Genomic DNA, 25470 nt, shown 5'->3' on the forward strand with positions numbered 1-25470 from the left:
TAGGCGTGCAATGGGTGTTACGCGGCGCTCCCTTTTGCAGTTCGCGGCGGCCTCGGTCGTTCCAGCTCCGCTGTTTGCGCAGTCGATAGGCCCAAGGATCGTCAGCCTCGACTATGGCCTTGCGTCCACTCTCTTATCCCTCGGATTGCCTCCGGCCGGGATTTCGGACCTCGCCGATTGGGACAGATGGGTTGTCGAGCCGCCGATGCCAAAATCCGTCGTCGATATTGGCAGTTCGTTCGAGGTCAATTTTGAAATTCTCGTCACGCTGAAGCCCGACATTATCTTGACCACACCTTACCTGGATGAGCTGTTGCCCAAGCTACAGTCGGTGGCGAAAGTCGTTCGGCTGGAAGTCTTTACGCCGGGCATTGGATCTATTCTTCCCGCTGCCATCGCGGCGACGCGTAAATTGGCTGGTGAGCTTGGCCGCGAGAATGAAGCAGAGCAGTTCCTCGCGCGCGCCGACGCCTTCTTCGAGCGATGCGGCAGTCGGCTGGCGGGCAAGAACCTGCCGCCAGTCGCCCTCGTGAATTTCATGGATGCCCGCCATGTCCGCATCTACTCGAGTCCTGGGCTGTTCCACAATGTGCTCGAGCGCATCGGTGTCCGCAACGCCTGGACCAGAGAGTCGAACTACTGGGGTTTTGAAACGATCGGTATTGAAGATCTCTCCAAGATCACCGATCCGGACGCGCGTCTGATCGCCTTTGATCCCGTTCCTCCGGACGTTCTTCCGAAACTCGCTCAGAGCCCGCTGTGGAACAGGCTGGCGTTTGCGCGACCGGGCCATCTGTCGATTCTGCCGCCGGCCCTGATGTTTGGCATGGTGAACGAGGCCATGCGCTTCGCGGGCCTTTTGACAGATCTTCTGGAAAAAGAAGCATGATGATATCCCGCCGCGACAATATCGGGCCAGCAATTGTCTTCCTCCTCCTGATTGGCGGTGGAGGCGTGGCATCGTGGTTTCTTGCCGCTCCGGCGCTGTCAGAAATGGCTCGACCGGATTACGATGTCACGCGAATGGTGTTCACCTATTCGACGCTTCCCCGTCTTGCGACGGCGCTGATTGCCGGAGCCGCGCTCGCCTTGTCGGGGGCGCTGTTTCAGCAAGTTTTGCGAAACCCGCTCGCCGATCCGACCACCCTCGGCGTGTCGGCCGGAGCAAACCTGGCGCTGGTGGTAACATCGCTGTTTCTCCCCGACTTGCTTGGCGCCGGCCGTGATCTTGTCGCTCTGATCGGCAGTGCGACCGCTGCCGTGATCGTCGTCAGCCTGGGCGCGCGCCGCGGTTTTTCGCCTTATTCGCTTGTTCTGTCGGGGCTGGTTCTCAGTCTATGGTGTGGTGGCCTCTCTGCCATCCTGACCTATTTGAACCAGCGCTATCTCTCGAGCCTGTTCATCTGGGGCGCCGGCTCGCTGGCACAGCAAAGCTGGGTCATTCCCTTGTCGCTTCTTTGGAAGTTCGGCGCCATCGCCATCGTCTGCGCTTTCGTGATGAGACCGCTTTCGCTGCTCGATCTTGGCGAGAGCAGTTCCACGGCACTCGGCGTCCGATTGGTCCGCCTGCGTTTCGTTGTCGTCGCCCTTGCTGTCGCGCTTGCAGCATTTGTCACGAGCGCCGTTGGGGTCATTGGTTTCATCGGACTGGTCGCGCCGACGATTGCGCGATTGTCCGGAGCACGGCGTCCCGCGCAGCTCATCTTCTGGTCCCCCCTGATCGGCGCCGGGCTGCTTCTCTTCGCCGACTCTGTTCTGCAATTGGTCGCGGGTGGGCTTGGTGATTTTTTGCCGACGGGGGCGGTAACAGCCATCTTCGGTTCGCCGCTGCTTCTCGCGCTCCTGCCGCGTCTGAAGATCCGTCATAGACTGCAGCAATCGCCGGCGTTCAAACGGTCCCGCCGGTGGGATGGAACGGCACCGGTCATCATCGCGGCTGCCGGCCTGCTTGTGCTATTGACGGTCAGCGTTTTTCTCGGACGTGACGTCAATGGCGGCTGGGCTCTCGCTTCCGGCGAGTTCTCGTACGATGTCCTTGCCATCAGGATACCTAAAATCCTCGCCGCCCTGACATCGGGCGCGATGCTTGCGGTCGCGGGCTCTATTCTTCAGCGGCTGACCGGCAACGAAATGGCAAGTCCCGAAGTTCTGGGAATCAGTGCCGGAGCGACCTTCGGAGTTGCGATTGCCCTCTTTGCCGTCGCTCCAGGGTTTTCCGGTCAATTTGCCTTTGCCGTGGCCGGTGCGATCAGTGTGCTTGTCGTCATCTTCGCTAGCTCCCGGCGATCGGCGTTCGCTCCCGAGCGAGTCGTGCTTGCGGGCATTGCCTTAAGCGCGATGGTCGATGCCGTCGTCGGCGTGTTGAGCTCGACGGGAGATCCGAGAGCTGTTCTGCTGATGCGGTGGATGAGCGGGTCCACCTATCTTATCGAGGGATCGACCGCCGCAACGGAGGTGGCGCTCGGCGCCGTGCTGATCGCCGTCTCCCTCGCCGTCCGCCGCTGGCTTGACATACTTCCCCTTGGGCCGTCTCCTTCGGCGGCGGTCGGTGTACCATTGGCGAAATCGCGATTTGCGCTTTTTGGCCTCGCAGGATTGTTGACGGCTGCCGCGACGCTGACGGTTGGCCCATTGTCATTCATTGGCCTCATGGGACCTCACCTTGCGCGGGAGGCGGGATTGGCACGCGCGCTGCCGCAAATGCTTGGTGCCGCTCTGATCGGAGGGGGGCTTATGGTTGCTGCCGATTTCGTCGGCCGCACGATCGTATCGCCCTACCAGATTCCTGCCGGTCTTGTTTCCGCTCTCATCGGCGCACCGTTCTTGATGCTGTTGATGCGGAAGCGCGTTGTCGGCTGAGGGGGTGCCCACGCAACACCATCAATGATCTCACCTTGGCGTCGTCTCATTCGCCCGCAAGTTGGCCCTGCCTCTTGCTCCGAGGCGGGCCAGTACGGGCGGGGAGAACGACCGGCCGGACCACTTCAATACGCTTTCGCGAAAGACCTGTCGCTCCTCCTCGGAGGCAAACAATCTCGCCGGCCACGGATGAGAGACCATCTTGGACATCCAAAAGTGGAAGGTTCCGGCATCCTCTTCGAGCGCATAGAGCGAATCCCAGGTACATGTGACCGTCTGACCCAGGACCGTGTAGCTGATGCCGCTCTGGTCCACGGTAGACTCGACGGGCCTGCCGATCGCTTCCGCCTTCACCAGTCGTCGGCGATACATGGAACGCAGGAATCGCCGGATCGGCCCGAGCAACAGAAAGACCCCGAGCGCGCCAGCAACGATTGTTGCGAGGACATAGATAGCGAATGTCCCGACGTCACCGGCCTGCCATTTGTCGAAATTGGTAATCAGCGCGACGAACAGCGCAACGATTCCCGCTGCCCCCACGGTTGGACCGGTTGGCAGAAGCTGCCGCGATGCATGCTGGATATCACGATGGTCGTCGAGTTCTAAAGCGAAAGTTTCGCGGAAGCCGGGCCGATTCGGGGACGGCCAAATTTTCGGGACTGAGCTCGGGGAACTCTCGGACATGTTCAACCTGCCAAATTGGAGCACGTTCGAAATGAAAACTCGCTCTTAGGTAGAGGCGGCTCCCTCTTGCGTCAATCAAAGCCTCGTCATGGGGTTATCATTTCCGGAATGGACCAAATGCAGTCCACATTGCCGAGAGGGTGATCCCTTGGCGCAGATTGCGAGCGCCGCTTTGATTGGACAAGGCGGCGTCCGCCAACCTTTACCAGGAATACTTCAGGGTGCCGACGACCTTGCGCCGATCGCCGTAATATTCTGTGCCGAAGTAGCTGCTGGCGACATATTTGCGATCGAACAGATTCGTCGCGTTGACGGCAAGCGTCACGTCAGGCGTCACCTTGTAGCTGACGGCTGCGTCGACGAGCGTATAGGCTGCGACCGATACGGTGTTCGCCTCGTCCCCATGGGTCTGGCCGATATAACGCACACCGCCGCCGAGCGTCAGGTCGCCGCGCTTTCCGTCTCCAGGGACCGTGTAGTCGAGCCAGGCCGATGCCAGATGCCGCGGCACGCGCGAGGGCCAGTTGCCGATATTGCCGCCGGTTCCGTCCTCGCGGATTTCGGCATCCCAATAAGAATAGGCAAGTGTGAGATTGACCCGGTCGTTGATGGCGGCTTTGCCTTCCAGCTCGATGCCGCGCACGCCGACCTTGCCGATCTGCTCCAAGCGCAAACAAGACCGTCGTGTTTATGTGGGCTTCTCGACGACGGCGAATGCAATGAAGGACCCGTCAGAGAGAGCGAGCGCCGTTGTGGCCGTGGCGATAGCAAAGCGTTGGTCTTGTCGAAAATCCCAGAGTTTCGTAGCGAGAGAAGAATGCCACGCGACCAGAGCGCCCGCGTCTCTTTCGGAAGTCACGGGAAATTCTTAGCTCAATTGTCAGCTGACAATGGCGGCCGTGTCCGCATCCATCAACCCGACCCTTCGTTACAGCCCATTTGCCAACTCACCGGCGAGCGACCGAGCTTAGCAATCGGTTCTCATTTATAGGCAGACGAACGGCATGAGCTTTCAGCCTCCAGCCCGCGGACGGGTTCATTGCTGGAGGGCTTGTCACTAGCGTCCTCGGTTTCGGCATCGCGGCGTGACGGGGCAAGGCCGAGCATCTGTTCGAGACGGCCGGCATTAAGCGGGGCGCTTATTCCCTTGAAATTCATAGTCCATCTTTCGTCTGCGGATCGATTGCGTGGAGTTGCAGAGATAAGCGCAATTTAAACCTGCCGAGAACCGTCTGTCGGAGTTATCACCATGTATTCCAACGTGGGCAGGAAAGGGGAGGGCTCTCATCTTGAAGCGCACCCCGAAATGCGTCATGGGGCAGCGCCGGACGTCTCGAATTGCTGAGCCTACCGCGCCTTCGTTCCCTCGCGATTGGTAAAATGCGCGTTGCCCAACCCCGTGCCGATGGTCAGCACCGCCCATCTCGACACGTCGTTCATAAAAGGGATCTGCGACAATCCCTGCACGACGGCATCGTTGTGCATCATTACGAATGTGCTGTCGTCGCCGATCTCAGGAATGGCCTTCATCAGTGCGGCAGGAAGGTTGAAGCTGTCGCTCTCCCAGTTTCCGCCGGGCAGGTTCTGTCCGCCGCGTTCGATGGAGCCATCGGCTTTGATGATGCCGGGGCATGCGATCCCGATGATGGGTGCTGGCTTGAGATTGGCCTTCTCGGCCTTGCCGATCAGATCCTGCAACATCGCGGCCAACTTCTCGACGGTCGCAGTGCGGCTTGGCTCGTCGTCGGCATGACGCCAGATGGCCGAATCCCAGACGCTCGCATCCGCAAAATTCGGCACGTCGTCCTTTCCGAATTTAACGACGCCGGCGCGAACATTGGTGCCGCCGATATCGACGGCCAGAATCGCCTCATGGCCTTTGAACATCCAGCGCGGCATCAGATGGACCGCACCGATCAGCCCGGCCTCATCGGGGTGGTGAACGATCGGCACGACCTCGACGGCGATGCCGGCCGCCTTGAGAATAACCATCGTCCTGGCGATCGCCAGTTCGCCAAAATGGCTCCGTCGGAAGCCGCCGCCAACGACGATGCGTTCCGTCTTTCCCCAGCGTTTGTCCTTCAGAAACTTGCCTATCACATCGGCAAAGTCCTGGGCAAAATCCTCCACAGCCCCCATGATCAACGCCGCCGCCGCCAAATCATCGCCCTTCAAAATAGCGTCGATTTTTTTCTTGGAGAGCTTGTCGGTCTCAATCTTGCCGATCGGGTCGTCTCCGACCTTGCGGATGCGTTTTCTCCAATCATCAAGCTTCTGTTGGAAAGTCTTCTTGTTTGCGTTGTCGCCAACGAAACCATTCTTGTCACGCAGTTCGTTGTTGTAATCGTCGATCACCACCAATGGCAGGTTTAAAGCGCCATGTGCCAGCGGGGCATTGACCTCATCACGGGGATCTGAACTGCTTTTGGCCATTAATGTACCTTCTAGGGCGCGAGTGCTCGAACGGGCGGCGAGACACAACGCGGACTAGCCTCAGGATGTTCCGGAGTGTGAAAAGCCACCTTGTCCTTGTCGGCCGGCGACCTAGCTTCAATGATTGCAGAGTTTGGAGAATGCCGTGCAGGACGACGACGCTACTCAGGAAATGCTTTCACTGGTCTTGGAAGAGCCCGACCACTGGGCGATGTTTCTCGATATCGATGGGACGCTGCTCAATCTTGCGCCCACGCCGGATGCGATCGAGGTTCCAGAGGCGCTTCCGGGACAACTTCATCGCCTGTCGAACAAACTTGGCGGTGCCTTGGCACTGGTCACCGGACGATCGCTTGCCTATGCGGACGCGCTGTTCAAACCCTTTGCATTTCCGACAGCAGGCCTGCACGGCGCCGAAATCAGGAACGCCGCGGGCATGCAGACGGTCGAGGCGACAGCTGAGTTTCAGGCGCTGAAGCATGCGCTGACGGCGGAAGCCGAGCACTATCCTGGAGTCTTGATCGAGGATAAGGGTGCGGCCGTTGCCGCCCATTACCGGCTCGCGCCAGAATATGAAAAGGTGCTCGAAGACCGCATGCACCACTATGCTGAGCTCGCCGGGCCGAACTGGGCATTGCAGCTCGGCAAGATGGTATTCGAGCTGCGTCCGGCACGGTCGAGCAAGGGCGATGCGCTGGAACGGTTTTTCCAGTCCGACCCGTTCAAGAACCGCTGCCCGATTACCATCGGCGATGATCTGACCGACGAGTCGATGTTTGCGATCGCCAATGCGCGCGGCGGCGTTTCCGTGCGTGTCGGTGCGATCGGCGCCCCTAGCTGCGCCACAAGCCGGCTGTCCTCTTCTGCGCTGGTCAGAAACGTCATTGCAGCCCTGGCCGCCTGAGGCCGGCCCTTAGACGATCTGAAATGCGGATTGCTGTCGTCTTTACGCCGGCTGCGCAGCGTCTATTGTCAAAAAAGTATCGGTTTTGACCGGGAATCGTGGTGGCGGGCGTGACATGAGCCCATTACACTCCCCTTCAACAATAAAAGCCAAAAAGAATTTGGCTGGCGGGCCTGGAACCGTCCTCGGAGGAGGAGACAATGGAACCTGACTTGGAAGTCATTCAGATCCGGCCCGGCGAATCTTTCGCAACGAAGGCGCATGGCTATCCCTACCATACTGTTCGCTGGCATTTTCACCCGGAATACGAACTTCATCTCGTCGTGGCGACAACGGGACGGTATTTCGTCGGCGACTTCATCGGCGAATTCGAGCCTGGTAATCTCGTTCTTGCTGGTCCCAATCTCCCCCACAACTGGATCAGCGATGTCCCGAAGGGCTCGAGCATTCCGCTTCGATGCCAGCTCATCCAGTTCAGCGAGGGCTTCATCAGCGACACGATGAAGGTGCTGGCCGAGCTCGGCCCGTTCGATCCGGTTCTTGAAGCCTCCCGCCGCGGCGTGCTGTTCGGCGCCGATACCAGCCGGCAGGTTGCTCCCCTGATGAACGAGGTGCAGCAGGCGCATGGTGTGCGTCGCATCGAGCTGTTCATGATGATCGTCGGCCTGCTCAGCCGGGCGCAGGATTCCCAGCTTCTCGCCAGCCCGAGCTATTTGCCCGATCCATCGGGCTACATGTCGGCCGGCATCAACAAGGCGCTCGCCTATATCAGAGAGAACCTCACGAAATCCTTCGACGAAGCTGATCTCGCGGCGATCGCCGAACAGTCGACCGGCGCCTTTTCGCGAGGCTTCCGCCGCCATACCGGCATGTCGCTGGTACAATATGTGAAACGCCTGCGCATCAATCTCGCCTGCCAGATCCTGATGAGCGATGACCATGCATCGATCACCGATATCTGCTTCGAGGTCGGCTTCAACAACCTGTCCAACTTCAACCGGCAGTTTCTCGCGGAAAAAGGCATGACGCCTTCGCGTTTCCGGCGGTTGTTGGGTGACAATATCAATGTGGCAAAGGCGGCCTAGAGCAATTCCAGCAAAAGTGCGCAGCGGTGTTGCGTCCGGAATTGCGTAAAACAAAAGACAGAGCATTTCCGTGACTCGGAGAAAAACGGAAATGCTCTGGAGGAGCCGAACGAGCACGGTCCAAGGGACGAGGGAGGACAAGGAGGAGGAGCGAAAACTGACACTGACTTTGAACGTGGGCGTGCGATGAGCGGCTCGCGATCGGAGATGCTTGTCCTCAAAAACATCAAACGCCGGGACAGGCGCGACCGTTCATTCAGCCGAACGGCCACAGCAGGCAGTGCAATCACGAACCTACACAATTTTTACCAATGGGAGGAGATGGAAATGATGAAATTCTCAACACAGGCGGCAGGCGCCGCGGTATTTGTCCTGTCCTTGCTGGGCGGTACTTCCGCCTTTGCGCAAACGGCCGTTTCGGATGCGACAGTGGCATTCCTCATGCCCGATCAGGGCTCTACCCGCTACGAAGAGCACGATCACCCGGGCTTCGTCGCGGAAATGAAGAAGCTTTGCGCGTCGTGCAAGGTTCTCTATCAGAACGCCGATGCCGATATCGCAAAACAGCAGCAGCAGTTCAATTCGGCGATCACCCAGGGCGCCAAAGTCATCGTGCTGGACCCGGTGGATTCGGCAGCGGCTGCATCGCTCGTCCAGCTCGCACAGAGCCAGGGTGTGAAGGTCATTGCCTATGACCGTCCGATTCCGAAAGGCAAGGCCGATTTCTACGTCTCCTTCGACAACAAGGCGATCGGCAAGGCAATTGCGGAATCGCTCGTCCAGCATCTGAAGGCTGAGAATGTGCCGACCGATGGAGGCGGCATCCTGCAGATCAACGGTTCGCCGACCGATGCGGCTGCCGGGCTGATCAAGGACGGCATTCATGAGGGTCTGGCGAGCGGTGGATACAAGACGCTTGCCGAATTCGATACGCCCAACTGGCAGCCCTCGAACGCCCAGCAATGGGCGGGTGGCCAGATCACCCGTTTCGGCAAACAGATCGTGGGCGTGGTCGCAGCCAATGACGGCACGGGTGGTGGCGCCATCGCAGCCTTCAAGGCCGCGGGTGTCGATCCCGTGCCGCCGGTAACCGGCAATGATGCGACGATCGCGGCACTGCAGCTGATCATCGCGGGGGATCAGTACAATACGATCTCCAAGCCGAGCGAAATCGTCGCCGCCGCCGCTGCCGACGTCGCCGTGAAGCTCCTGGCCGGAGAAACGCCGAAGGCCGAAATGACGCTCTACGACACGCCGGCGCAGCTTTTCGTCCCTGCCGTCGTCACCGCCGAAAACCTCAAGGCCGAGATCATCGACAAGAAGATCAACACCGCCGAGGAGCTGTGCACCGGCCGCTATGCCGACGGGTGCAACAAGCTTGGCATTACGAAGTAATCCGCAAGGAAAGCGCGCCCGGTCGCCGGTCGCGCTTTCCGTTGCTCTTTCCGAAAGGCCAGGCGATGTCTGAAACCTCTCACAATCTTGACCCTTCCCGTCAGCCTGTTCTCAGTCTGCGCGGAATATCGAAGAACTTCGGGGCGGTGTCGGCGCTCACCGATATCGAACTCGACGTGTATGCCGGCGAGGTCGTGGCGCTGGTGGGCGACAATGGCGCCGGCAAATCGACGCTGGTCAAGATCCTGGCCGGCGTGCATCAGCCAAGCTCGGGCACGATCCTGTTCGAAGGCAAGCCGGTAAACCTGCCGAGCCCAAGTGCGGCTCTCGGCCTCGGCATTGCAACAGTCTTCCAGGATTTGGCACTTTGCGAAAATCTCGACGTCGTCGCCAACATCTTCCTCGGCAAGGAGCTCAGCCCCTATCAGCTCGATGAGGTCGCCATGGAGATCCGCGCCTGGCAACTCTTGAATGAGCTTTCGGCCCGCATTCCAAGTGTGCGCGAGCCCGTCGCCTCACTTTCCGGCGGACAGCGCCAGACGGTAGCGATCGCCCGATCGCTGCTGCTCGAGCCGAAACTGATCATGCTCGATGAACCCACAGCAGCGCTCGGCGTTGCCCAGACCGCTGAAGTGCTTGACCTAATCGAGCGCGTGCGGGAACGCGGCCTCGCTGTCATCATGATCAGCCACAACATGGAGGATGTGCGCGCCGTCGCCGATCGCATCGTCGTCCTTCGCCTCGGTCGCAACAATGGCACCATGCTGCCCGACGCGTCCAACGAGCAGCTCGTCAGCGCCATCACCGGTGCATCCAACAATTCCGTCTCCCGCCGCGCGTCGCGCCGCCAGGCGCAAAGGCAACCGAACGAGGAGGGCAGGCCATGATGAAGACCATCGACAATGATCCGGTAGCACCGGCGTTGCTCGACCGGCGTGATGAGAGAGTGCGCCATGACGACAGTTTCGGCGGCTCGATCCAGGCCTTTTGGGATCGCATCCGCTCCGGCGATCTCGGCTCACTGCCGGTCATTGTCGGCCTGGCGATCATCTGGACGGTGTTTCAGGCGCTTAATCCGGTGTTTCTCTCCAGCAGCAACCTCGTCAACATGCTGTTCGACTGCTCGACGGTCGGCGTCATCTCGCTTGGTATCGTCTGTATCCTGATGGTGGGTGAGATCGACCTTTCCGTCGGCTCCGTCAGCGGCTTCGCCTCGGCGTTGGTCGGCGTCTTCTGGGTCAACCAGGGTTGGCCAGTGGTCCTTGCAGTCCTCGCCGCCATGATCGTCGGCGCCCTGATCGGCTCGCTCTACGCGTTTGTCTTCAACCGCTTTGGCATGCCGAGTTTCGTGTCCACCCTGTCCGGACTGCTCGCGGTTCTCGGCCTGCAGCTCTATATCCTCGGAGCGACGGGTTCGATCAATCTTCCCTATGGCTCCTGGCTCGTGAGTTTCGGCCAGATCATGGTCATGCCGGACCCGATCGCCTATCTACTGGTAGCACTTGCCGGCATTGCCTTCTTCTTCTCCAGTTACCGCACGTCGGCGCGCCGGCGGGCGGCCGGCTTGTCGGCAAAATCGGCCCGCGGACTGCTTATCCGCGCTGTCATCATCACACTCGCCCTGGAAGCAGTCGCGTTCTATCTCAACCAGTCGCGCGGCATTCCGTGGATGTTCGGTCTTTTCGTCGGGCTCGCCGTCGCCATGAACTATGCACTGACGCGCACCAAATGGGGACGCTCCATGCACGCCGTCGGCGGCAACAGGGAAGCGGCCCGTCGTTCCGGCATCAACGTCTCGCGGATCTACACGAGCGCCTTCGTCATGTGCGCCCTGCTTGCGGCAACCGGCGGCGTTCTCTCTGCCGCCCGGCTGGCGACGGCAAGTCAGCAGGCCGGCACCGGCGACGTCAATCTCAACGCCATCGCTGCGGCGGTCATCGGCGGCACGAGCCTGTTCGGCGGGCGTGGCAGTGCCTATTCAGCCCTTCTCGGCATCATCGTCATTCAGTCGATCGCCAGCGGGCTGACGCTTCTCGATCTGTCATCGTCGCTTCGATACATGATCACGGGCGCCGTCCTTGCCGTCGCCGTCATCGTCGACTCGCTGGCACGCCGATCGCGGATCTCGCACGGCCGGGCTTAGAGCAATTTCAGCAAAAGTGCGCAGCGGTTTTGCGTCCGGAATTGCGTGAAAACAAAGAGATAGAGCACTTCCGTGATTCGAAGAAAACGGAGATGCTCTAAGCAACCAGGAAACCAGAGGAAGAGAATGGGACAGGATCTGTCTGGAAAAGTTGCGGCCGTCACCGGAGCGGCGTCGGGTATCGGCCTTGAATGCGCCAAGGCTTTGCTTGCCGCGGGCGCTCGGGTCGTGCTGGTTGACCGCAATGAAGAAGCCTTGAAGGAAATCTGCTCGAAACTCGACGCAAACGCCATTCCGTTGGTCATCGATCTCACCGATCCGAAAAGCGTTGAAGGGATGATGCCGCAGATCCTGGAAAAAGCGGGCCAGCTGGATATCTTCCACGCCAATGCCGGCTCTTACATCGGCGGTGAGGTATTGGGTGGCGACCCTGATGCCTGGGACCGCATGCTCAATCTGAACATCAACGCCGCATTCCGCTCGGTGCATGCCGTTCTGCCGCATATGGTCGAGCGCAAGACCGGCGATATCATCCTGACGAGTTCCGTTGCCGGCATGATCCCGGTCGTCTGGGAACCGATCTACACCGCCTCGAAACATGCGGTCCAGGCATTCGTCCATACGCTAAGGCGGCAGGTGGCCAAGCATGGCTTGCGCGTCGGCGCCATCGCTCCCGGTCCGGTCGTCACCGCCCTTCTCAGCGATTGGCCGCAGGAGAAGCTGGATGAGGCGCTCGCCGCGGGCGGCCTGATGGAGGCGAACGAAGTGGCCGAGGCCGTGCTTTTCATGCTGACGCGCCCACGCAACATTACGATTCGCGATCTCGTTATCCTGCCGCAGAGCGCCGACATCTGACGAAAGCGCGATCGCCATCAACAATCGCCGAGAGGAAACGGACATGATCTTCGACAGATTTCGCCTGAACGGACAGGTGGCGCTGGTGACCGGCGGCACGCGCGGCATCGGGCTTGCGATCGCCGAGGCGCTCGGCGAGGCGGGCGCCAAAGTCATCATCACGGGCCGAAGCCGCAATGCAGCGGCAGAAGACCGGCTCTCCAAGGCCGGCGTCGATTGCGATTTCATCGCCGCCGACCTGATGAAGGAAAGCGCTGCCGACGAACTCGTCACTGAAAGCCTTTCACGGGCGGGACGGCTCGACATCCTTGTCAACAATGCCGGCATCGCCATTCATGGCGACAGCGGCGAGTTCTCCGATGCCATCTGGCGCGAGATCATGACCGTCAATGTCGATACCGTCTTCCGCGCCTGCCGGGCGGCACTCGCACCCATGCGGCGTCAGGGCGGCGGCGCCATCCTCAATATCGGCTCGATTTCGGGCATCGTTTCCAACATTCCGCAGAACCAGGTCGCCTATAACGCCTCCAAGGCGGCCGTCCACATGATGACGAAGAGCCTCGCCAGCGAGGTTGCCGCCGAGAATATCCGCGTCAACGCCATCGCCCCCGGCTATATTGAGACCGATCTGTCGCGTGGCGGCATCGACAATCCCGACTGGTTCCCGACCTGGCGCAGCATGACCCCGATGGGACGCGTCGGGCAGCCGGAGGAGGTGGCGGGTGCCGCATTGTTCCTCTGCTCCGCGGCGGCAAGTTATGTCACCGGCGAAGTGCTGGTTATCGACGGCGGCTATACGACGCGGTAAGACGCGGGCACCGGGTAGGGTAGGGCGTTCGCAGCCGCTTGATCGGGGGCGAGTGTCTCCCCTGCGATCCTGCCGATTGTCCTCTGCGCGCGATATTCTGAATGATTACGACACAGACGCCGACACTTAGCGGGTATCGGGGTGTTATCGGCTCACACTCGCGCATAGAGCACGTGCTCACGCCAGGCAATCGAGCATCCACTGGACACCGAAGCGATCCGTGAACTTGCCATAATAGCTTCCCCATGGCTGGACGGCGAGTGGTGTCGTGATCTCTCCGCCCTCGGCCAGCCGTGCGAATAGGCTGTCGGTACTGTCGCGGTCGTCCATGATCAGCATGTGGGCGGAGCCTCGCATCGGCTCCGCATCATGATTGTCCGAGGCGAAGAACAGAACATCAGGTCCTTCGAAACGAGCGTGCATCACCTTGCCCCGCATGGCTTTGCTGGCAACGGGCATCCCGTCCATGCCGTGGCGCTTCAATTGCGTGATCCGGCCAAGCCCGCATTCGGCATAGAAGGCGAGCGCCTCTTCGCAACCGGTGGAAAAGAACAGATAGTTAGCAAGCTGCATGGCTTGGCTCCGTCAAGGCGCCGGACCGCGACGCCTTGGTGTCGCCGGCCCGGCATTGCAAGTCTGAGATTTCCGAGCGTACGCCGCGATCGTTACGAGGCGGCAACCGCACCCTGGATGGCACCGACGAGATCGGCATTGTTGTAGCTGCGGCCGGCGATACCCCAGGCCCCTTCAGGCGCGTAGACGATGTTCGACCATATATGTTCGCGCTTCAGCCGGCCTTCGGCGGCCTGTTCGATGACATCGGCCGCTTTTTCGAAGAAAGCCTGTTTTGCTTCAGCGCTCACCAGCGCGATCTCGGGCAGCTTGAGCTCGACGAAAGCTGCAGCGATCGGCTCTCCCGCCGCAAGCACATGCTCCTGCGGCAGCACATTGATCGTGCCGATGATATTGGCTGTCATGAAGTCATTGCCGGTCAAGCCGGCGGCATCGAGCACCGCGTCCGTCAATCCGGCAAAGGCTTGCGCCTGAGCCTGCTGCGAAAGTAGGCCTTCGGGCACGGTGAGTGTGATAGGCATCGTATATCTCCCTGTTTGAACCGTGACCGCTTCTGATATATACCGATCACTCTTTATGAATACACATCGATCACTCTCTTAGCAAGACATAAAGAGTGATCACTCCAAAAGGGACATAGATGCGATATAGTGCCGTACATAAGCAGGAGACCCGAACGCGCGTCATCGCGGCGGCTGGACAGGTTTTCAGAAAGGAAGGCTATGGCGGTGCTGGCATCGATGCATTGACCAAGGCCGCAGGGGTGACCAACGGTGCCTTCTACGGACACTTCAAGTCCAAGGGTGAAGCCTTTCGCACCGCCGTCCTGACGGGCCTGGAAGAGCTGCGGCAAGGAATTGCGGCGCTGAAGGCCAGGCAACCGAAAGACTGGCTGACGACATTCGTCGGCTACTATCTCGGCTATAAAAGAACTTGCGATCTGGGCGAGAGCTGCGCTCTGCCGAGCCTCTCCCCCGACGTCATGCGCGCAGACGATGAAACACGAAGCGCCTATACGGCAGAACTCAAACGTCTCATCGAGGAAGTTGCGGTCGGCTTGCCGGAGGGTGAGATACCAGGCCAATCCGAAACACGCCGGGAAGATCAGGCGATCTTGCTACTCGCCATGCTCAGTGGCGGTGTAACCCTCGCCCGCGCTGCTTCCGACCCGGCGCTGTCCAAACGCATTGCAGATGTCATCGCGCAGGCGGCATTGACGGCGATAGAACCTGGAAACTGATCCACTCGCTTGATGACATTGCTCAGGACGGGGCAGTGCCGGGATCGCCCTTCCGCGCAATGCCCCTATCAGTCTCTGGAGCGCCAGTTCGGTCCCGGGATGGTGATTTCGAACTCGGTGCCGGCGCCGGTCGTCTGCAGCAGGCGGATCGTCCCGCCATGCGAGCTCAGCATGGCGCGGACGATACCGAGGCCCATGCCGGTGCCGCCCTGTTCGCGGCGGGTGGAGAAGAACGGCTGAAAGATGCGTTGGCGATTTGCCTCGGAAATACCGCTGCCGTCGTCACGAACAAGAATGACGGCTGTTCGGGCGTCGGTTGACACTCTGAGTTCCAACAGTGTGGCGCCGTGCTGAAGAGCGTTTTCGGCAAGGTTGGCAAAGACGATGGCGGCTGCTTCCTGAGGAAGAGCAAGAGATATTTCCGTATCGCCTGAGCCGGAAATATCCAGGGTGGGAAATTGCACGCCCAGTGAGGATATGATGTCGGTGACACTGCTTCTGCCCTCGGCGACAAGGGTTTCCGCCTGCGCAAGTTCCCTCAGCCGCTGCAGCAACGCATCGAGCCGGACTGCGTCGGCGACGATGTTATCGAGAAAGTGCAAACGCTGCGCCTTCGTCATCGGCCTCTCGATGTCATCGTCGCGTAAAAGCTCTGCGGCACCGCGGATGGCCGTCAGCGGCGATTTCAGTTCGTGGGAGACATGGGCGGCAAAGGAGCTGATATATTCGGTGCGATCGACCAGTTTTCCGGCAAGATCGAGGAAGCTTTGCGACAGCAAAGCGATCTCGCGTGTTCCATAGCTTTCAAGCGGTCGGATTGCCGCCTTGCCGCCACGGGCGATCTCGTCCGCGCGGGCAATCAAGGCGTCGATAGGGCCGGTGATGGTGCGCGTCAGCACATAGGCAACGCCGAGCGTCAGCATGAAGACGACGGCGAGGGCGCCGATTTCCGCAGGTGCCATCCGGTTCGAACTCGTCTCCACGGTGCGAAACCAGATGACGATGAGGATCGGCAGCGCCATGACCGCAAGAAGCACGACATAGACGATCAGCGCCAGCGTCGGCCGCCATTTTGTCTTGACCTTGGGCGCCAGCATCAGGCCTTCCTCCCGATTTCACTGCCGAGTTTGAAGCCGATGCCGTGAACGGTTGCGATGACCCCCTGGCCGCCGGCCGCCAGGAACTTGGCCCGGATGTTGCGGATATGGCTGTCGATCGTCCGGTCAGCGACATAGGTACCGGCGCCATAGGCCGCTTCCATCAATTGTTCGCGACTGAAAACCGTATCGGGGCGTGACAACAAAGCATACAGAATTGCGAATTCGAGCGCCGTCATTGTGATCTCACCATCGCAGAAGGTGACTGTCCTGCCGCGACGATCCAGGCTGAGCGCGCCAGCAACAAGTGTGGCGTGGCGTCTCTCAGGTTCTGCCCCATTGCTGCTGCGCTTCAAAATAGCCTTGACCCTAGCCACGAGTTCGCGCGGGCTGAAAGGTTTGGTGACATAATCGTCTCCGCCAATTTCGAGACCCAGTACCCTGTCGATCTCCTCGTCACGCGCCGAAAGAAACAGGATCGGCAATCCCGACGTCTTGCGGATCTGGCGGCAGACCTCCAGGCCATCCATATCTGGCATGCCGATATCGAGAATGATGAGATCGATGTTGCCTCGGCGGAAGGCCGCCATCGCTTCGGTGCCGTTGCGGGCGGCCATCGATGCCAGGCCGGCGCGCTCAAGCGCGAAGCAAATCACGTCGCGGATGTGAGGTTCGTCATCGACGACGAGAATTCGGGGCGCCATCCACCAGTCCTGCGTTGTTTTTCGTGCCTGTTGTCATCGTTCTCTTTCTATCTTGCAATGGCAGCAGGAGATAGAAGATGGGTCTCCAGCCGCGCCGCCCGGAAGGTCCAGTTCCGCCAGTCACGCGGGCGCCGTTCGAAATCCCTGACGAGGTAGTACCGAAATGCCAGCGCTTGATTCCGCTTGTCGACCAGGTAGCCCGGCAACATCTGGAGATAGAGATCGAGCGCCGGAATGACGGAAGGACCGAGCGAGGAGAGATAATCGAGGTCGAGCGGTGGGCCTTCCTGGCTGATCTCCCGGCTGTGGACGACATTGAAACGGGCGATCACAGCCGGGAAATCGATGAAGGCGCTGATGTAGAGCACCGCGATCAGGGAGGCGAGGTTGGCGGCGATCAGCCACTCGTTGGATCGGTTGAGCAGAATGCGCAGCAGGATCAAGACAAGGCCGATAGCGACGAGTCCCATCCAGAGACCGGCAGCGACACGCAATTCCGTCAACGAATAGACCTCGACGTAAAGCCCGAGCCGCAGCATGGACGACAGGCAGAGAAGGATGTTCTGGCCGATCCAGGCGTGAACGAGGCCGCGGATGAGCGAACTATGATCACCGGGGCCACCGCGCCGCATGGCAACGAGGACGAAACCGGCGGCCAGAAGTGCCGTCGCAATCAGCGGATAGGCGCCGCGATGAGCATATTCAGCATGGCTCATGTGATCGGGCAGATCTGCGCCGCCCCAGAGATAGACAAGATCGAGAAGCGTCTGCACGGCAAAGAGCGCGTTGAACAGGAGCAGCGACCGCAACAGCGAGGCATGGCCGAGCGGCGCATTTCTGGTGGGCACGATCATGAAGGCCCTGCCGGCTTGCGACCTCGCAGCGCGACGCTTCAGGCGTGGCCGCAACAGCGCCCAGACCACGATGGCGATCATCATCCAGAAACCCATCCGCCAAAGATCGAGAAACTGCAGCAGAACGGCAAAATCAATACTGCGTAGCGCGATCTCGATAAGCGGGTTCGCAGCCGCAAAGAGGAACACGAAGACTGCGGCGAGAACGAGCGGCATGATCCAGAGGCCGACGCCCTGCCGAAGGACGGTGAAGGAGAAACGTTTGGCCGGCGTCTTAAGATATTTCCTAATATCGTCGGCAAGCCGCAAGGGGATGACAAGAGCAAAACGGAGAAACACTAGCGGCAGACCGGTGAGACTGCGAGGCATAACCCTGGCGCCGACGAGAGCAACCGCTATCAGCGCGCTGAAGCAAAGGCAGGTACCGGCTAATGAGGGCGCTTCCAGCAGAGGCGCCGACGCCAGAACCGAAAAACCAAACAGGAGAGCAGCCATTGACGGCGCCCGGATCTTCCCGGCCGAAAGTAGAATGCCGGCGCAGACGGCGAGCGCAAACAGGAAAAGATTTATCCCGGGCTGCTGGCCGAAGATCAGAAAATCCGCCAGAGCCACGAGCCCAAGCAGCGCGGCTATTCGGCCGCTGCCGCGCCTGAGAGGGATTGGTGGCGTCAATGTCCCGGTTGCGTCCATAGTTGCTCCTCTAAATGGCGCTTTTCGATCACGATGAGCATGATCACGGAAACCTTCTCGGCAGCCTGAGGCCCGTCTGTCTCCGTCAACCACCATCCGTCATTGCGGAGGCGATCCGGCAAAGCGGGCGGAGTGAAGCGGGCCGGGATGTCATTCTTGCTCATGGCGGGAGGATGCCGCGCCGGATTGCAGATTCTGTGCAGAGAGTGAGCAGCAATTCAGGAAAATCGCCCTGACCTATGAAGGTCACGCAGCGGCTTCTTCAAAGCATATTGAATGTGAAGATGGCTTGGGAATTTACGATTGCCGCGGAAGGCTGTTCCCCTTCGCACGGGACGGCGCCGCCGTCCTGTTTCCTGCGATCGGGATCGACGCAATCAACCTGGCGAGAGCCGCCTGGGATCGAGTTCCCGTTTTGCCAAAGCATCGGCTAGTGTGTGTTTTTGCCGTGTTGGACGAAATTCCAAGAACCTCGGCAATCTCGGGCAAATTCATTCCGCTGCCGATCAGCGCAGCGACCCGGGTTTCGGCTTCGGTCAGGCCAAAGATGTGTTGCAGTTGTTGCGCTTGCCGGCGCGTCTTTGCTTCTGGATCGACGATTTGAATGAGGACGCGCGCTCCGCTGTCAACCGCATCCCATATGGAAACCGCTGTCGCTGCAAGCGGCGTGATCATCACCAGATAAGGTGGCAAACCCGATGGCCGAGAGATCGACAAAGCTCCTTCGAACGGCGTGTCTTCGCCATCGGCTATCAGCAACGCCTGGCGAATGGCGTTCACTAGCCGGGTGGATGTCTCTGGAATATGGGCAGCAAGCGAGGGCCTCTCGGATCGGCTGAGGAAAATGCCGTCGGCCTGCTTGAGCAGTGCTTCGGCCGCCGCATTCAATAGAAGGACTGCACCGCGACTATCGATCAGCACGGCCGCATCAGCCATTGCATCGATCAGCCGTTGCGGCAATTCGGGTGCACGGGCGATCCGGTTTACCTGAAAGGAAAGATCGATTGCCCGCGCCATATGCGGACTCAGCAGCTTCAGCCTTTCAGCCGCTTCGACGGCGTGCTCGTCTTGCTGACGAGACAGGAAAAGAGCGACACCGCCGATACCTCCACGCTCGTGCAGGCTGGCATGCGGCAGAAAGAGCTGATTGAAGATGTGCTGAGGCGCGCAGATATCGGCATAAAACGCCGAATGCCGTACGGCCTCTGCATCGATCAACATATTGCCGACTGCAATCTCACCCGGCTTTACCTTCTCGAATGCGCGGGCATAGGGGTTTCCCGTATAATGCTGAAGATAGAGCGCATTCAAATCTTCACGCATGCGGCCGGGGATCAAAAAGCTGCCGCGACCATCGGGCGCCTGATAGACAATATTTCCGGCAACAGCGCCGACGTAATCAACGATCATGCATAGGGTATCCGGCCATAATTCTGAACGGACCGCAGCCTGATAGACAGCATCAATGATATCGACATGATCCATATTAGCGCCGCTCGTTTTCACGATGATGGTTCCGCCAATTGCAACGATCGCACCATTTCGATTACTGCATAAATGTCTAAGGAGAGGCAAGACAGCGAGCGTCGCCCGATCGGGTGATATCTTGCGCAGTCTCGTTCACCGAAGGACCTGCCGGCATTTATGGCAAGATCGTTGAAGAGCGAGAGAGGGGGCCTCATCGGCACATCCGTCCAGGCAACGAGGTGAAGGACCTCTTATCTGAACCTTGGCGCGCGCTTGGCATTGTGAAGCAATTCGGAGGCAGTCGCGAACGGCCCGAAAAGCTTGAGCAGCAGCGATTGTTCCTCGGTATCTATGCGGTGACGCGCGCAGAACTCCGTCACGGACCAGACTTTCGTCAGATCGTCTGTTTCGATTTGCCTGGGTTCGATGTGTTCGGTCAACGGCGTGTCCTCCGAACATGAAGACTACGCCACCCCGGCATTTATAAGAACTAGCTAAAAAGTATTATACCCGCTTTTCAGACCTTCAACCGCACATGATTGAACCCCGCCGGCACCGCGCGTCAAAACAAGCGGACATATGAAGACGCCCGCCGATTGCGCGGCGGGCGTTGTGTCTGACTGATTTACTGCTGCTGATCAAGCAAGATGAGCGTCGGTGCCCGTGATGTTGAGCGTCAGAACGCCAGCATCCGTGTGGCCTTCGCCATCGGAGATCTTGTAGTACTGGACGGTTTCCGTGACGTTCTGGCCGGCAGCCAGGTCTTCCGTCAGCGTGTAGGTGAATTCGCCATTCGGCTTGACGTGGAAGACGCCATGGTCGCCGACGATGTCGGTAACAGCGTCGAGGCCGCTCTTGGCGCTGACGTTCGTGCCGTCGAACTGACGCAGGAAGAGCTTGCCGTTGTCGCCGGCAATGTCGTTGTCCAGAACGTTGCCGCCGATGGCGTCGCCTTCGTTGAAGCTGTAGTGGTCGTCGACCGCGATCGGCTTTACCTGGGTTACGCCCTGGATGTTCAGGGTGAACAGGCCGACATCGGTATGACCGCTGCCGTCGGAGATCTTGTAGGAAACCTTCTCCTGGTACGATTCACCGTTGGCGAAGCCGATCTTGGCCGCGTCGCTCAGGACATAGGTGTAGCTGCCATCGGGCTTGACGAAGAAAGTGCCGTAGTCGCCCTGGATCTCGGTGACCTGGCTGTTGCCGGCCTTGGCGCCAACGCTTGCGCCGTCGAAGGCGCGCAGGAACAGGTGGCCGTTGTCGGATGAATCGTTGGAAAGCAGATTTCCAGAAATAACGTCGGTTTCTTTAAATGTTGCACTATCATCAGTTGCATGTATCGGCGAAGCCATAGCTCTCTCCTAAAATTGTTTATTGGCGGGTCAATTTCGACCTCAGCGAGCGGCTCCTTTAACAACCTATTAATACTACAAGTCAATGGTCTATTTAACAGAAGGTTAATTTCGATGCCAACCTCCGCGTTGCTTCCATTCCGGCGGAATAATGTCACTTTCAAGCCAAATTGAAGAAAATTCGGCGAAAACTATACCCGGATAACTTGAATAAAATGGCGCTGAGTATATCTGAAGGCGATTGGCGATGCCCGCGCCATGCCATCCGGGCCATCCGTTGCAATTGTGTCCGCCGATACCTATGTTGCGGGAATACCCGATCAAGCGGAAATCTAAGCTGTTGCTGGCTCATGATTGAAGCGCTTGTACATCCGTGCGCGCCGTTATGGCTGCGTGACGGGCAACCCCACAAACAATCGATGACGCCGGCCGAGATCGGCAAAGGAATTCTTTTTGAACCACATAAATACAGCCACCGCGGTTGCGGTGGCGAAACCGCGTGAGGATGACGAGGCTGTCCGCCGCATTGCTGGAAGCTGGAAGCCGTTTCCCTGCCTTCTCACCCGCCGCGAATTGCGGGCTCTGATCGCCGAGCAGCTTGGCTGAGCCTGCGATCGTCGCACCACCCAAACAAGGAGAACTTGAAATGCAGGTACTCGTCAGAGACAATAATGTCGATCAAGCGCTCAGGGTCTTGAAAAAGAAAATGCAGCGCGAAGGACTGTTCCGTGAAATGAAGGAACGGCGCGCCTATGAAAAGCCGTCCGAACGGCGTGTCAGAGAAAAGGCGCAGGCGATCAGTCGGCATCGCAAGGCCGCACGCAAGAAGATGCAGCGTGAAGGCCTGCTCGCCGGATCCAAGCGGGTGGCGACCACCCGTTAGCAGCCATTCCCAACTAGCCCCGAGCTTCGGCTGCTACATTCCGTGAAAGGACAGACAATGGACGAACTCAATAGCCTCACCGTTTCCGAAGAACGCCTCGAGGATTGCCGCGATGTCGTGGAGCCGGATCTGCAGGATCTGATCCAACGCGCTCTGACATCGGGTTTTTCCCGGGAAGAAGTTCTCATCGCCGTCAGTGAACTGGTCGCCGAAGACTTCGCAATGGTCATGAAAACCCCAAGCGTCCATTGATCGACTGCGTGGTTGGGACAGCCCAGGCACGATCATCAGCTATATCAAGATGGCGGCCGCCGCGGTCTCGAACAGAAAACCTGATATGGGCGACAGTGCCGAGGTCAAGCTCTAACGCATGGAAGCACTCAACGAAGATCGGAGGCACGTCTCTGGCCGACAAACATCAAGCCTGATTGGCTGATGCCTTGACGAAATCGATGAACGCCCGGAGCGGCGCAGGCACTAGACGCCGTCCGGGATAATAGAGGAATGGCCCGGAGAAGCGCTGCCACCACGGCTCGAGGATGGGCTCGAGCGCACCGCTGTCGAAATGCGGGCGCAGCCAGTCCTCGAAGAGGCAGACGATCCCTGTTCCTGATATCGCTGCATCGACGGCCAGGTCGGTCGCTCCGCCGACCCGCACGATCAGCGGCCCCGTTGGATCGACCCGCACGATCTCGCCATCACGCTCGAATTCCCACGGCGCCGTCATCGCACCGCTATCGAAACGGCCCAATATGCAGGCATGGCCGAGCAGCTGGCTCGGGTGTTGCGGCCGGCCACGGCGATCCAGGTAGTCGGGGGAGGCGGCGATGGCAAAGCGCTGGACGCGTGGCCCGATCGGTATTGCGATCATATCCTGCTCCAACCGCTCGTCATAGCGGATGCCGGCGTCGCAGCCGGCCGCGATCACGTCGACAAAACTCTCGTCGGTTACCACCTCCAGCCGAATATCGGGATAGGCGGCGAGGAACGCTGGGACGATGGCGGGCAGCACCAGCCGCGCCGCGCTGACCGGCACATTAAGGCGCAACGCACCCGCCGGCCTGTCGCGAAATCCGTTGACGACGTCGAGGGCAGACTCTACCTCGCTCAAGGCAGGGCCGAGCCGCTCCAGCAAGCCCTTGCCCGCTTCGGTCGGGACGACGCTGCGTGTCGTGCGGTTGAGCAGCCTGACGCCGAGTTGGGCCTCCAGGCGACGCACCGCTTCGCTGAGGAAAGAGGCGCTGCTGCCGTTTACGCGCGCCCCTTCACGAAAACCCCCGGCGCGCGCCACGGCAACAAAGGCATTGAGATCACCCAGATCTGCTTTCACTGTTCGCTACTCCGCACAGCCCGTGCGGATTATAGCCAATTTTCACACGTGCCGCCAACGCCTATCTTGGTGTCATCTCTTGAAAGGAGTTAGACCATGTCTACTATCGATCAATCCGGCACGTTCAACCTCGGCGGCCGCAGCGTGAAGCGGCTTGGCTATGGCGCCATGCAGCTCGCTGGTCCTGGCGTGTTTGGCCCGCCCAAAGATCATGGCGCGGCCATGGCGGTGCTGCGCGAGGCGGTCGCGAGCGGCGTAAACCACATCGACACCAGCGACTTCTATGGCCCCCACGTCACCAACCAGATCATTCGTGAAGCGCTGCATCCCTATCGCGACGATCTCACCATCGTCACCAAGATCGGCGCACGGCGCGGCGGGGATGGATCATGGATGCCGGCCTTCTCGCGTGAAGAGCTGACCGCGGCAGTGCACGACAATCTCCGCAATCTCGGCCTCGATGTGCTTGATGTCGTCAATCTCAGGATCATGTTCGACGTGCACGGCCCAGCCGAAGGGTCGATCGAAGCGCCTCTGACAGTGCTGGCCGATCTCCAGCGGCAAGGCTTGGTCCGTCACATCGGGCTGAGCAACGTCACATCGAGGCAGATCACCGAGGGGCGTGGGATCACCGAGATCGTCTGCGTGCAGAACCAGTACAATCTGGCGCATCGGGCCGACGACAGGCTGATCGACGACCTCGCGCACGAAGGCACCGCCTATGTGCCGTTCTTTCCGCTCGGCGGGTTCACCCCGCTGCAGTCGTCCACCCTGTCCGACGTCGCCGCACGCCTTGGTGCCACGCCCATGCAGGTAGCGCTCGCCTGGCTGCTGCGTCGTGCGGAAAACATCTTGCTGATCCCCGGCACCTCGTCCGTCGGCCATCTCAGGGAGAACCTCGCCGCCGCCGGGCTCGTGCTGCCGGATGAGGCCGTCTCGGAATTGAACCGCATGGCTGATATCGCCGCCTGACGGTCGCCGGCGATCCGACGCTACGCCACGTCTTGCGCGGCGTAGCGGAGCAATCTCTCAAACGATTCCGAATTGAAGAATTATGCGGAAGCCCGCCGCCCAACGCGGCGATGCTTTCAATAGCGCTCCGGCACAAGCATTTCAGGCGGAACCGGCGCCCTGTTGTAATCGGCGTGACGGATGCGGTCCGGCAACTGGATCTCCGGTTTCGGAACATCCTCGTAAGGGATCTGTTCGAGAAGATGGGCGATGCAGTTCAACCGCGCCCTTTTCTTGTCCACGGCCTGTACCACCCACCAAGGTGCGTCCTCCGTGTGCGTCCGCGCCAGCATCTCTTCCTTGGCTTTGGTGTATTCCTCCCAATGCACACGGCTTTCCATATCCATCGGTGAGAGCTTCCATTGCTTCAGCGGATCGTGGATACGCATCTTGAAGCGGAATTCCTGCTCCTCGTCGGTGATCGAAAACCAGTATTTGATCAGCACGATGCCGGAACGGACCAGCATCCGCTCGAATTCAGGCACCGAGCGGAAGAACTCCTCGAGCTCTTCATCGGTGCAGAACCCCATGACGCGCTCGACACCGGCGCGATTGTACCAGCTTCGGTCGAAGAGCACCATTTCGCCGGCGGTCGGAAGATGCGGGACATAACGCTGGAAATACCATTGATGACGTTCCCGCTCGGTAGGGGCGGGCAGCGCGACCGTCCGGCAGACGCGCGGATTGAGCCGCTGGGTCACGCGTTTGATCGCGCCTCCCTTGCCGGCCGAATCCCGGCCTTCGAACAGCACCACCACCTTCAGCTTCTTATGCTGAACCCAATCCTGCAGCCGCACCAGTTCGTGCTGCAGCCGGAAGAGCTCGCGGAAGTAGGTCTTTCGCTCGAGCGTCTGCTCCGCCGGTTCCGACATTCCTTCGGCGACCAGATCGTCCAGCCGGTCTTCCTCCATCTGCATTTCCAGCTCTTCATCGAAGCTGTCGGCGATCTCGGCCTTAATACGGCTGAGTTGGTCCTGATGTGTTTGAGACATGGGCTTTTCCTTCCTGCTTTTTTGACAGGAGCACGTCACTGCGAAGTTTGTGTGACGGTTCGGCTAAGCCAAAGCCGGAACAGCAACGTCCCGATCTCTTAAGCCGATGAT

Annotated in this window: 27 protein-coding genes and 2 pseudogenes; 15 read left to right on the forward strand and 14 right to left on the reverse strand. The window is 59.7% G+C overall.

Features of this window, described 5'->3' with window-relative positions; genetic code table 11:
* Positions 1-10 precede the first annotated feature (10 nt).
* Entirely contained in the window at positions 11-889 is an 879-nt protein-coding gene (locus tag U5G49_RS34905) for an iron-siderophore ABC transporter substrate-binding protein (protein ID WP_115157913.1), read from the forward strand.
* Complete coding sequence (gene fhuB, locus U5G49_RS34910) at positions 889-2859, forward strand: Fe(3+)-hydroxamate ABC transporter permease FhuB (RefSeq protein ID WP_115157926.1); 1971 nt, start codon at positions 889-891, stop codon at positions 2857-2859. The genes U5G49_RS34905 and fhuB overlap by 1 nt, the downstream gene beginning before the upstream one ends.
* A 30-nt stretch (positions 2860-2889) precedes the next feature.
* Here fhuB and U5G49_RS34915 read toward each other — a convergent pair whose 3' ends face one another.
* The 3 genes and pseudogenes from U5G49_RS34915 to U5G49_RS34925 all read right to left on the reverse strand — a co-directional run bounded on the left by U5G49_RS34915 (position 2890) and on the right by U5G49_RS34925 (position 5976).
* Positions 2890-3399, reverse strand: a complete 510-nt coding sequence (locus U5G49_RS34915) for a hypothetical protein (protein WP_245498936.1) — start codon at positions 3397-3399, stop codon at positions 2890-2892.
* Positions 3400-3745: 346 nt separating this feature from the next.
* Positions 3746-4207: pseudogene (locus U5G49_RS34920) on the reverse strand (TonB-dependent siderophore receptor); the annotation flags it as partial.
* Between the two features lie 683 nt (positions 4208-4890).
* Complete coding sequence (locus tag U5G49_RS34925; protein ID WP_130654240.1) at positions 4891-5976, reverse strand: ROK family protein; 1086 nt, start codon at positions 5974-5976, stop codon at positions 4891-4893.
* 124 nt (positions 5977-6100) lie between these two features.
* On the opposite strand from U5G49_RS34925, the gene otsB reads away from it, so the two are divergent.
* From otsB to U5G49_RS34960, 7 genes are all read left to right on the forward strand, one after another.
* Positions 6101-6880 (forward strand): trehalose-phosphatase, encoded by a 780-nt coding sequence (gene otsB / locus U5G49_RS34930; RefSeq protein ID WP_026231083.1) that lies wholly within the window; start codon positions 6101-6103, stop codon positions 6878-6880.
* 200 nt (positions 6881-7080) lie between these two features.
* Positions 7081-7965 (forward strand): helix-turn-helix domain-containing protein, encoded by an 885-nt coding sequence (locus tag U5G49_RS34935; RefSeq protein WP_018246919.1) that lies wholly within the window; start codon positions 7081-7083, stop codon positions 7963-7965.
* Positions 7966-8286: 321 nt separating this feature from the next.
* The gene (locus U5G49_RS34940) at positions 8287-9360 is read left to right on the forward strand and encodes an ABC transporter substrate-binding protein (RefSeq protein WP_193445978.1); all 1074 of its coding nucleotides are present in this window, start codon (positions 8287-8289) and stop codon (positions 9358-9360) included.
* 65 nt (positions 9361-9425) lie between these two features.
* Positions 9426-10247, forward strand: a complete 822-nt coding sequence (locus tag U5G49_RS34945) for an ATP-binding cassette domain-containing protein (protein ID WP_193445977.1) — start codon at positions 9426-9428, stop codon at positions 10245-10247.
* Complete coding sequence (locus U5G49_RS34950; protein WP_047620556.1) at positions 10244-11503, forward strand: sugar ABC transporter permease; 1260 nt, start codon at positions 10244-10246, stop codon at positions 11501-11503. The genes U5G49_RS34945 and U5G49_RS34950 overlap by 4 nt, the downstream gene beginning before the upstream one ends.
* A gap of 126 nt (positions 11504-11629) precedes the next feature.
* Positions 11630-12358 (forward strand): SDR family oxidoreductase, encoded by a 729-nt coding sequence (locus U5G49_RS34955; protein WP_018246914.1) that lies wholly within the window; start codon positions 11630-11632, stop codon positions 12356-12358.
* A 43-nt stretch (positions 12359-12401) separates the two neighbouring features.
* On the forward strand, positions 12402-13166 hold the full coding sequence (locus tag U5G49_RS34960; RefSeq protein WP_115157908.1) for an SDR family NAD(P)-dependent oxidoreductase: 765 nt from the start codon (positions 12402-12404) through the stop codon (positions 13164-13166).
* 177 nt (positions 13167-13343) lie between these two features.
* Here the strand turns inward: U5G49_RS34960 and U5G49_RS34965 are convergent, their stop codons facing one another.
* Positions 13344-13739, reverse strand: a complete 396-nt coding sequence (locus U5G49_RS34965) for a VOC family protein (RefSeq protein ID WP_113543016.1) — start codon at positions 13737-13739, stop codon at positions 13344-13346.
* A 92-nt stretch (positions 13740-13831) separates the two neighbouring features.
* The gene (locus tag U5G49_RS34970; protein WP_047620554.1) at positions 13832-14260 is read right to left on the reverse strand and encodes a hypothetical protein; all 429 of its coding nucleotides are present in this window, start codon (positions 14258-14260) and stop codon (positions 13832-13834) included.
* 119 nt (positions 14261-14379) lie between these two features.
* Here U5G49_RS34970 and U5G49_RS34975 point away from each other — a divergent pair, with 119 nt between their 5' ends.
* Positions 14380-14979: a TetR/AcrR family transcriptional regulator gene (locus tag U5G49_RS34975; RefSeq protein ID WP_115157907.1), complete on the forward strand. Its 600-nt coding sequence runs from the start codon at positions 14380-14382 to the stop codon at positions 14977-14979.
* A 68-nt stretch (positions 14980-15047) separates the two neighbouring features.
* Here the strand turns inward: U5G49_RS34975 and U5G49_RS34980 are convergent, their stop codons facing one another.
* The 7 genes from U5G49_RS34980 to rapA2 all read right to left on the reverse strand — a co-directional run bounded on the left by U5G49_RS34980 (position 15048) and on the right by rapA2 (position 21143).
* Entirely contained in the window at positions 15048-16076 is a 1029-nt protein-coding gene (locus U5G49_RS34980) for a HAMP domain-containing sensor histidine kinase (protein WP_115157906.1), read from the reverse strand.
* Positions 16076-16780 carry a response regulator transcription factor gene (locus tag U5G49_RS34985; protein ID WP_115157905.1) on the reverse strand — a complete coding sequence of 235 codons (705 nt, stop codon included), beginning with the start codon at positions 16778-16780 and terminating at the stop codon, positions 16076-16078. Before U5G49_RS34985 ends, U5G49_RS34980 begins: the two co-directional genes overlap by 1 nt.
* A gap of 47 nt (positions 16781-16827) precedes the next feature.
* Entirely contained in the window at positions 16828-18324 is a 1497-nt protein-coding gene (locus U5G49_RS34990; RefSeq protein ID WP_193445976.1) for a DUF4153 domain-containing protein, read from the reverse strand.
* Entirely contained in the window at positions 18303-18488 is a 186-nt protein-coding gene (locus tag U5G49_RS34995; RefSeq protein ID WP_115157903.1) for a hypothetical protein, read from the reverse strand. The genes U5G49_RS34990 and U5G49_RS34995 overlap by 22 nt, the downstream gene beginning before the upstream one ends.
* A 133-nt stretch (positions 18489-18621) precedes the next feature.
* Complete coding sequence (locus U5G49_RS35000; protein ID WP_246289336.1) at positions 18622-19809, reverse strand: helix-turn-helix transcriptional regulator; 1188 nt, start codon at positions 19807-19809, stop codon at positions 18622-18624.
* A 233-nt stretch (positions 19810-20042) separates the two neighbouring features.
* Positions 20043-20231 (reverse strand): hypothetical protein, encoded by a 189-nt coding sequence (locus U5G49_RS35005; RefSeq protein ID WP_112908322.1) that lies wholly within the window; start codon positions 20229-20231, stop codon positions 20043-20045.
* A gap of 198 nt (positions 20232-20429) precedes the next feature.
* Positions 20430-21143, reverse strand: a complete 714-nt coding sequence (rapA2, locus tag U5G49_RS35010; protein ID WP_018246908.1) for a calcium-binding lectin RapA2 — start codon at positions 21141-21143, stop codon at positions 20430-20432.
* 453 nt (positions 21144-21596) lie between these two features.
* Here rapA2 and U5G49_RS35015 point away from each other — a divergent pair, with 453 nt between their 5' ends.
* The 4 genes and pseudogenes from U5G49_RS35015 to U5G49_RS35030 form a co-directional block, all read left to right on the forward strand.
* Positions 21597-21749, forward strand: a complete 153-nt coding sequence (locus U5G49_RS35015; protein ID WP_164903068.1) for a hypothetical protein — start codon at positions 21597-21599, stop codon at positions 21747-21749.
* Between the two features lie 40 nt (positions 21750-21789).
* The gene (gene rpsU / locus U5G49_RS35020; protein WP_018246906.1) at positions 21790-22026 is read left to right on the forward strand and encodes a 30S ribosomal protein S21; all 237 of its coding nucleotides are present in this window, start codon (positions 21790-21792) and stop codon (positions 22024-22026) included.
* A 57-nt stretch (positions 22027-22083) separates the two neighbouring features.
* Entirely contained in the window at positions 22084-22278 is a 195-nt protein-coding gene (locus tag U5G49_RS35025; RefSeq protein WP_003538349.1) for a hypothetical protein, read from the forward strand.
* A gap of 13 nt (positions 22279-22291) precedes the next feature.
* Positions 22292-22393: pseudogene (locus U5G49_RS35030) on the forward strand (pyridoxamine 5'-phosphate oxidase family protein); the annotation flags it as partial.
* 51 nt (positions 22394-22444) lie between these two features.
* On the opposite strand, the gene U5G49_RS35035 reads toward U5G49_RS35030, so the two are convergent.
* The gene (locus U5G49_RS35035; RefSeq protein ID WP_115157901.1) at positions 22445-23356 is read right to left on the reverse strand and encodes a LysR family transcriptional regulator; all 912 of its coding nucleotides are present in this window, start codon (positions 23354-23356) and stop codon (positions 22445-22447) included.
* Between the two features lie 96 nt (positions 23357-23452).
* Here U5G49_RS35035 and U5G49_RS35040 point away from each other — a divergent pair, with 96 nt between their 5' ends.
* On the forward strand, positions 23453-24328 hold the full coding sequence (locus U5G49_RS35040; protein WP_193445974.1) for an aldo/keto reductase family oxidoreductase: 876 nt from the start codon (positions 23453-23455) through the stop codon (positions 24326-24328).
* A gap of 116 nt (positions 24329-24444) precedes the next feature.
* Here U5G49_RS35040 and ppk2 read toward each other — a convergent pair whose 3' ends face one another.
* On the reverse strand, positions 24445-25359 hold the full coding sequence (ppk2, locus tag U5G49_RS35045; RefSeq protein WP_018449041.1) for a polyphosphate kinase 2: 915 nt from the start codon (positions 25357-25359) through the stop codon (positions 24445-24447).
* Between the last annotated feature and the right edge of the window lie 111 nt (positions 25360-25470).

Source organism: Rhizobium indigoferae (genome assembly GCF_034554815.1).
GTDB classification, from domain to species: Bacteria; Pseudomonadota; Alphaproteobacteria; order Rhizobiales; family Rhizobiaceae; genus Rhizobium; species Rhizobium leguminosarum.

Bases quoted from the DNA above. Each gene is read 5' to 3' on its own strand.
- U5G49_RS34905 (WP_115157913.1), top strand. From the start codon at position 11: ATGGGTGTTACGCGGCGCTCCCTTTTGCAGTTCGCGGCGGCCTCGGTC.
- fhuB (WP_115157926.1), top strand. From the start codon at position 889: ATGATATCCCGCCGCGACAATATCGGGCCAGCAATTGTCTTCCTCCTC.
- U5G49_RS34925 (WP_130654240.1), bottom strand. From the start codon at position 5,976: ATGGCCAAAAGCAGTTCAGATCCCCGTGATGAGGTCAATGCCCCGCTG.
- U5G49_RS34935 (WP_018246919.1), top strand. From the start codon at position 7,081: ATGGAACCTGACTTGGAAGTCATTCAGATCCGGCCCGGCGAATCTTTC.
- U5G49_RS34940 (WP_193445978.1), top strand. From the start codon at position 8,287: ATGGAAATGATGAAATTCTCAACACAGGCGGCAGGCGCCGCGGTATTT.
- U5G49_RS34945 (WP_193445977.1), top strand. From the start codon at position 9,426: ATGTCTGAAACCTCTCACAATCTTGACCCTTCCCGTCAGCCTGTTCTC.
- U5G49_RS34950 (WP_047620556.1), top strand. From the start codon at position 10,244: ATGATGAAGACCATCGACAATGATCCGGTAGCACCGGCGTTGCTCGAC.
- U5G49_RS34955 (WP_018246914.1), top strand. From the start codon at position 11,630: ATGGGACAGGATCTGTCTGGAAAAGTTGCGGCCGTCACCGGAGCGGCG.
- U5G49_RS34960 (WP_115157908.1), top strand. From the start codon at position 12,402: ATGATCTTCGACAGATTTCGCCTGAACGGACAGGTGGCGCTGGTGACC.
- U5G49_RS34965 (WP_113543016.1), bottom strand. From the start codon at position 13,739: ATGCAGCTTGCTAACTATCTGTTCTTTTCCACCGGTTGCGAAGAGGCG.
- U5G49_RS34970 (WP_047620554.1), bottom strand. From the start codon at position 14,260: ATGCCTATCACACTCACCGTGCCCGAAGGCCTACTTTCGCAGCAGGCT.
- U5G49_RS34975 (WP_115157907.1), top strand. From the start codon at position 14,380: ATGCGATATAGTGCCGTACATAAGCAGGAGACCCGAACGCGCGTCATC.
- U5G49_RS34980 (WP_115157906.1), bottom strand. From the start codon at position 16,076: ATGCTGGCGCCCAAGGTCAAGACAAAATGGCGGCCGACGCTGGCGCTG.
- U5G49_RS34985 (WP_115157905.1), bottom strand. From the start codon at position 16,780: ATGGCGCCCCGAATTCTCGTCGTCGATGACGAACCTCACATCCGCGAC.
- U5G49_RS34990 (WP_193445976.1), bottom strand. From the start codon at position 18,324: ATGGACGCAACCGGGACATTGACGCCACCAATCCCTCTCAGGCGCGGC.
- U5G49_RS34995 (WP_115157903.1), bottom strand. From the start codon at position 18,488: ATGAGCAAGAATGACATCCCGGCCCGCTTCACTCCGCCCGCTTTGCCG.
- U5G49_RS35000 (WP_246289336.1), bottom strand. From the start codon at position 19,809: ATGGATCATGTCGATATCATTGATGCTGTCTATCAGGCTGCGGTCCGT.
- rapA2 (WP_018246908.1), bottom strand. From the start codon at position 21,143: ATGGCTTCGCCGATACATGCAACTGATGATAGTGCAACATTTAAAGAA.
- rpsU (WP_018246906.1), top strand. From the start codon at position 21,790: ATGCAGGTACTCGTCAGAGACAATAATGTCGATCAAGCGCTCAGGGTC.
- U5G49_RS35025 (WP_003538349.1), top strand. From the start codon at position 22,084: ATGGACGAACTCAATAGCCTCACCGTTTCCGAAGAACGCCTCGAGGAT.
- U5G49_RS35040 (WP_193445974.1), top strand. From the start codon at position 23,453: ATGTCTACTATCGATCAATCCGGCACGTTCAACCTCGGCGGCCGCAGC.
- ppk2 (WP_018449041.1), bottom strand. From the start codon at position 25,359: ATGTCTCAAACACATCAGGACCAACTCAGCCGTATTAAGGCCGAGATC.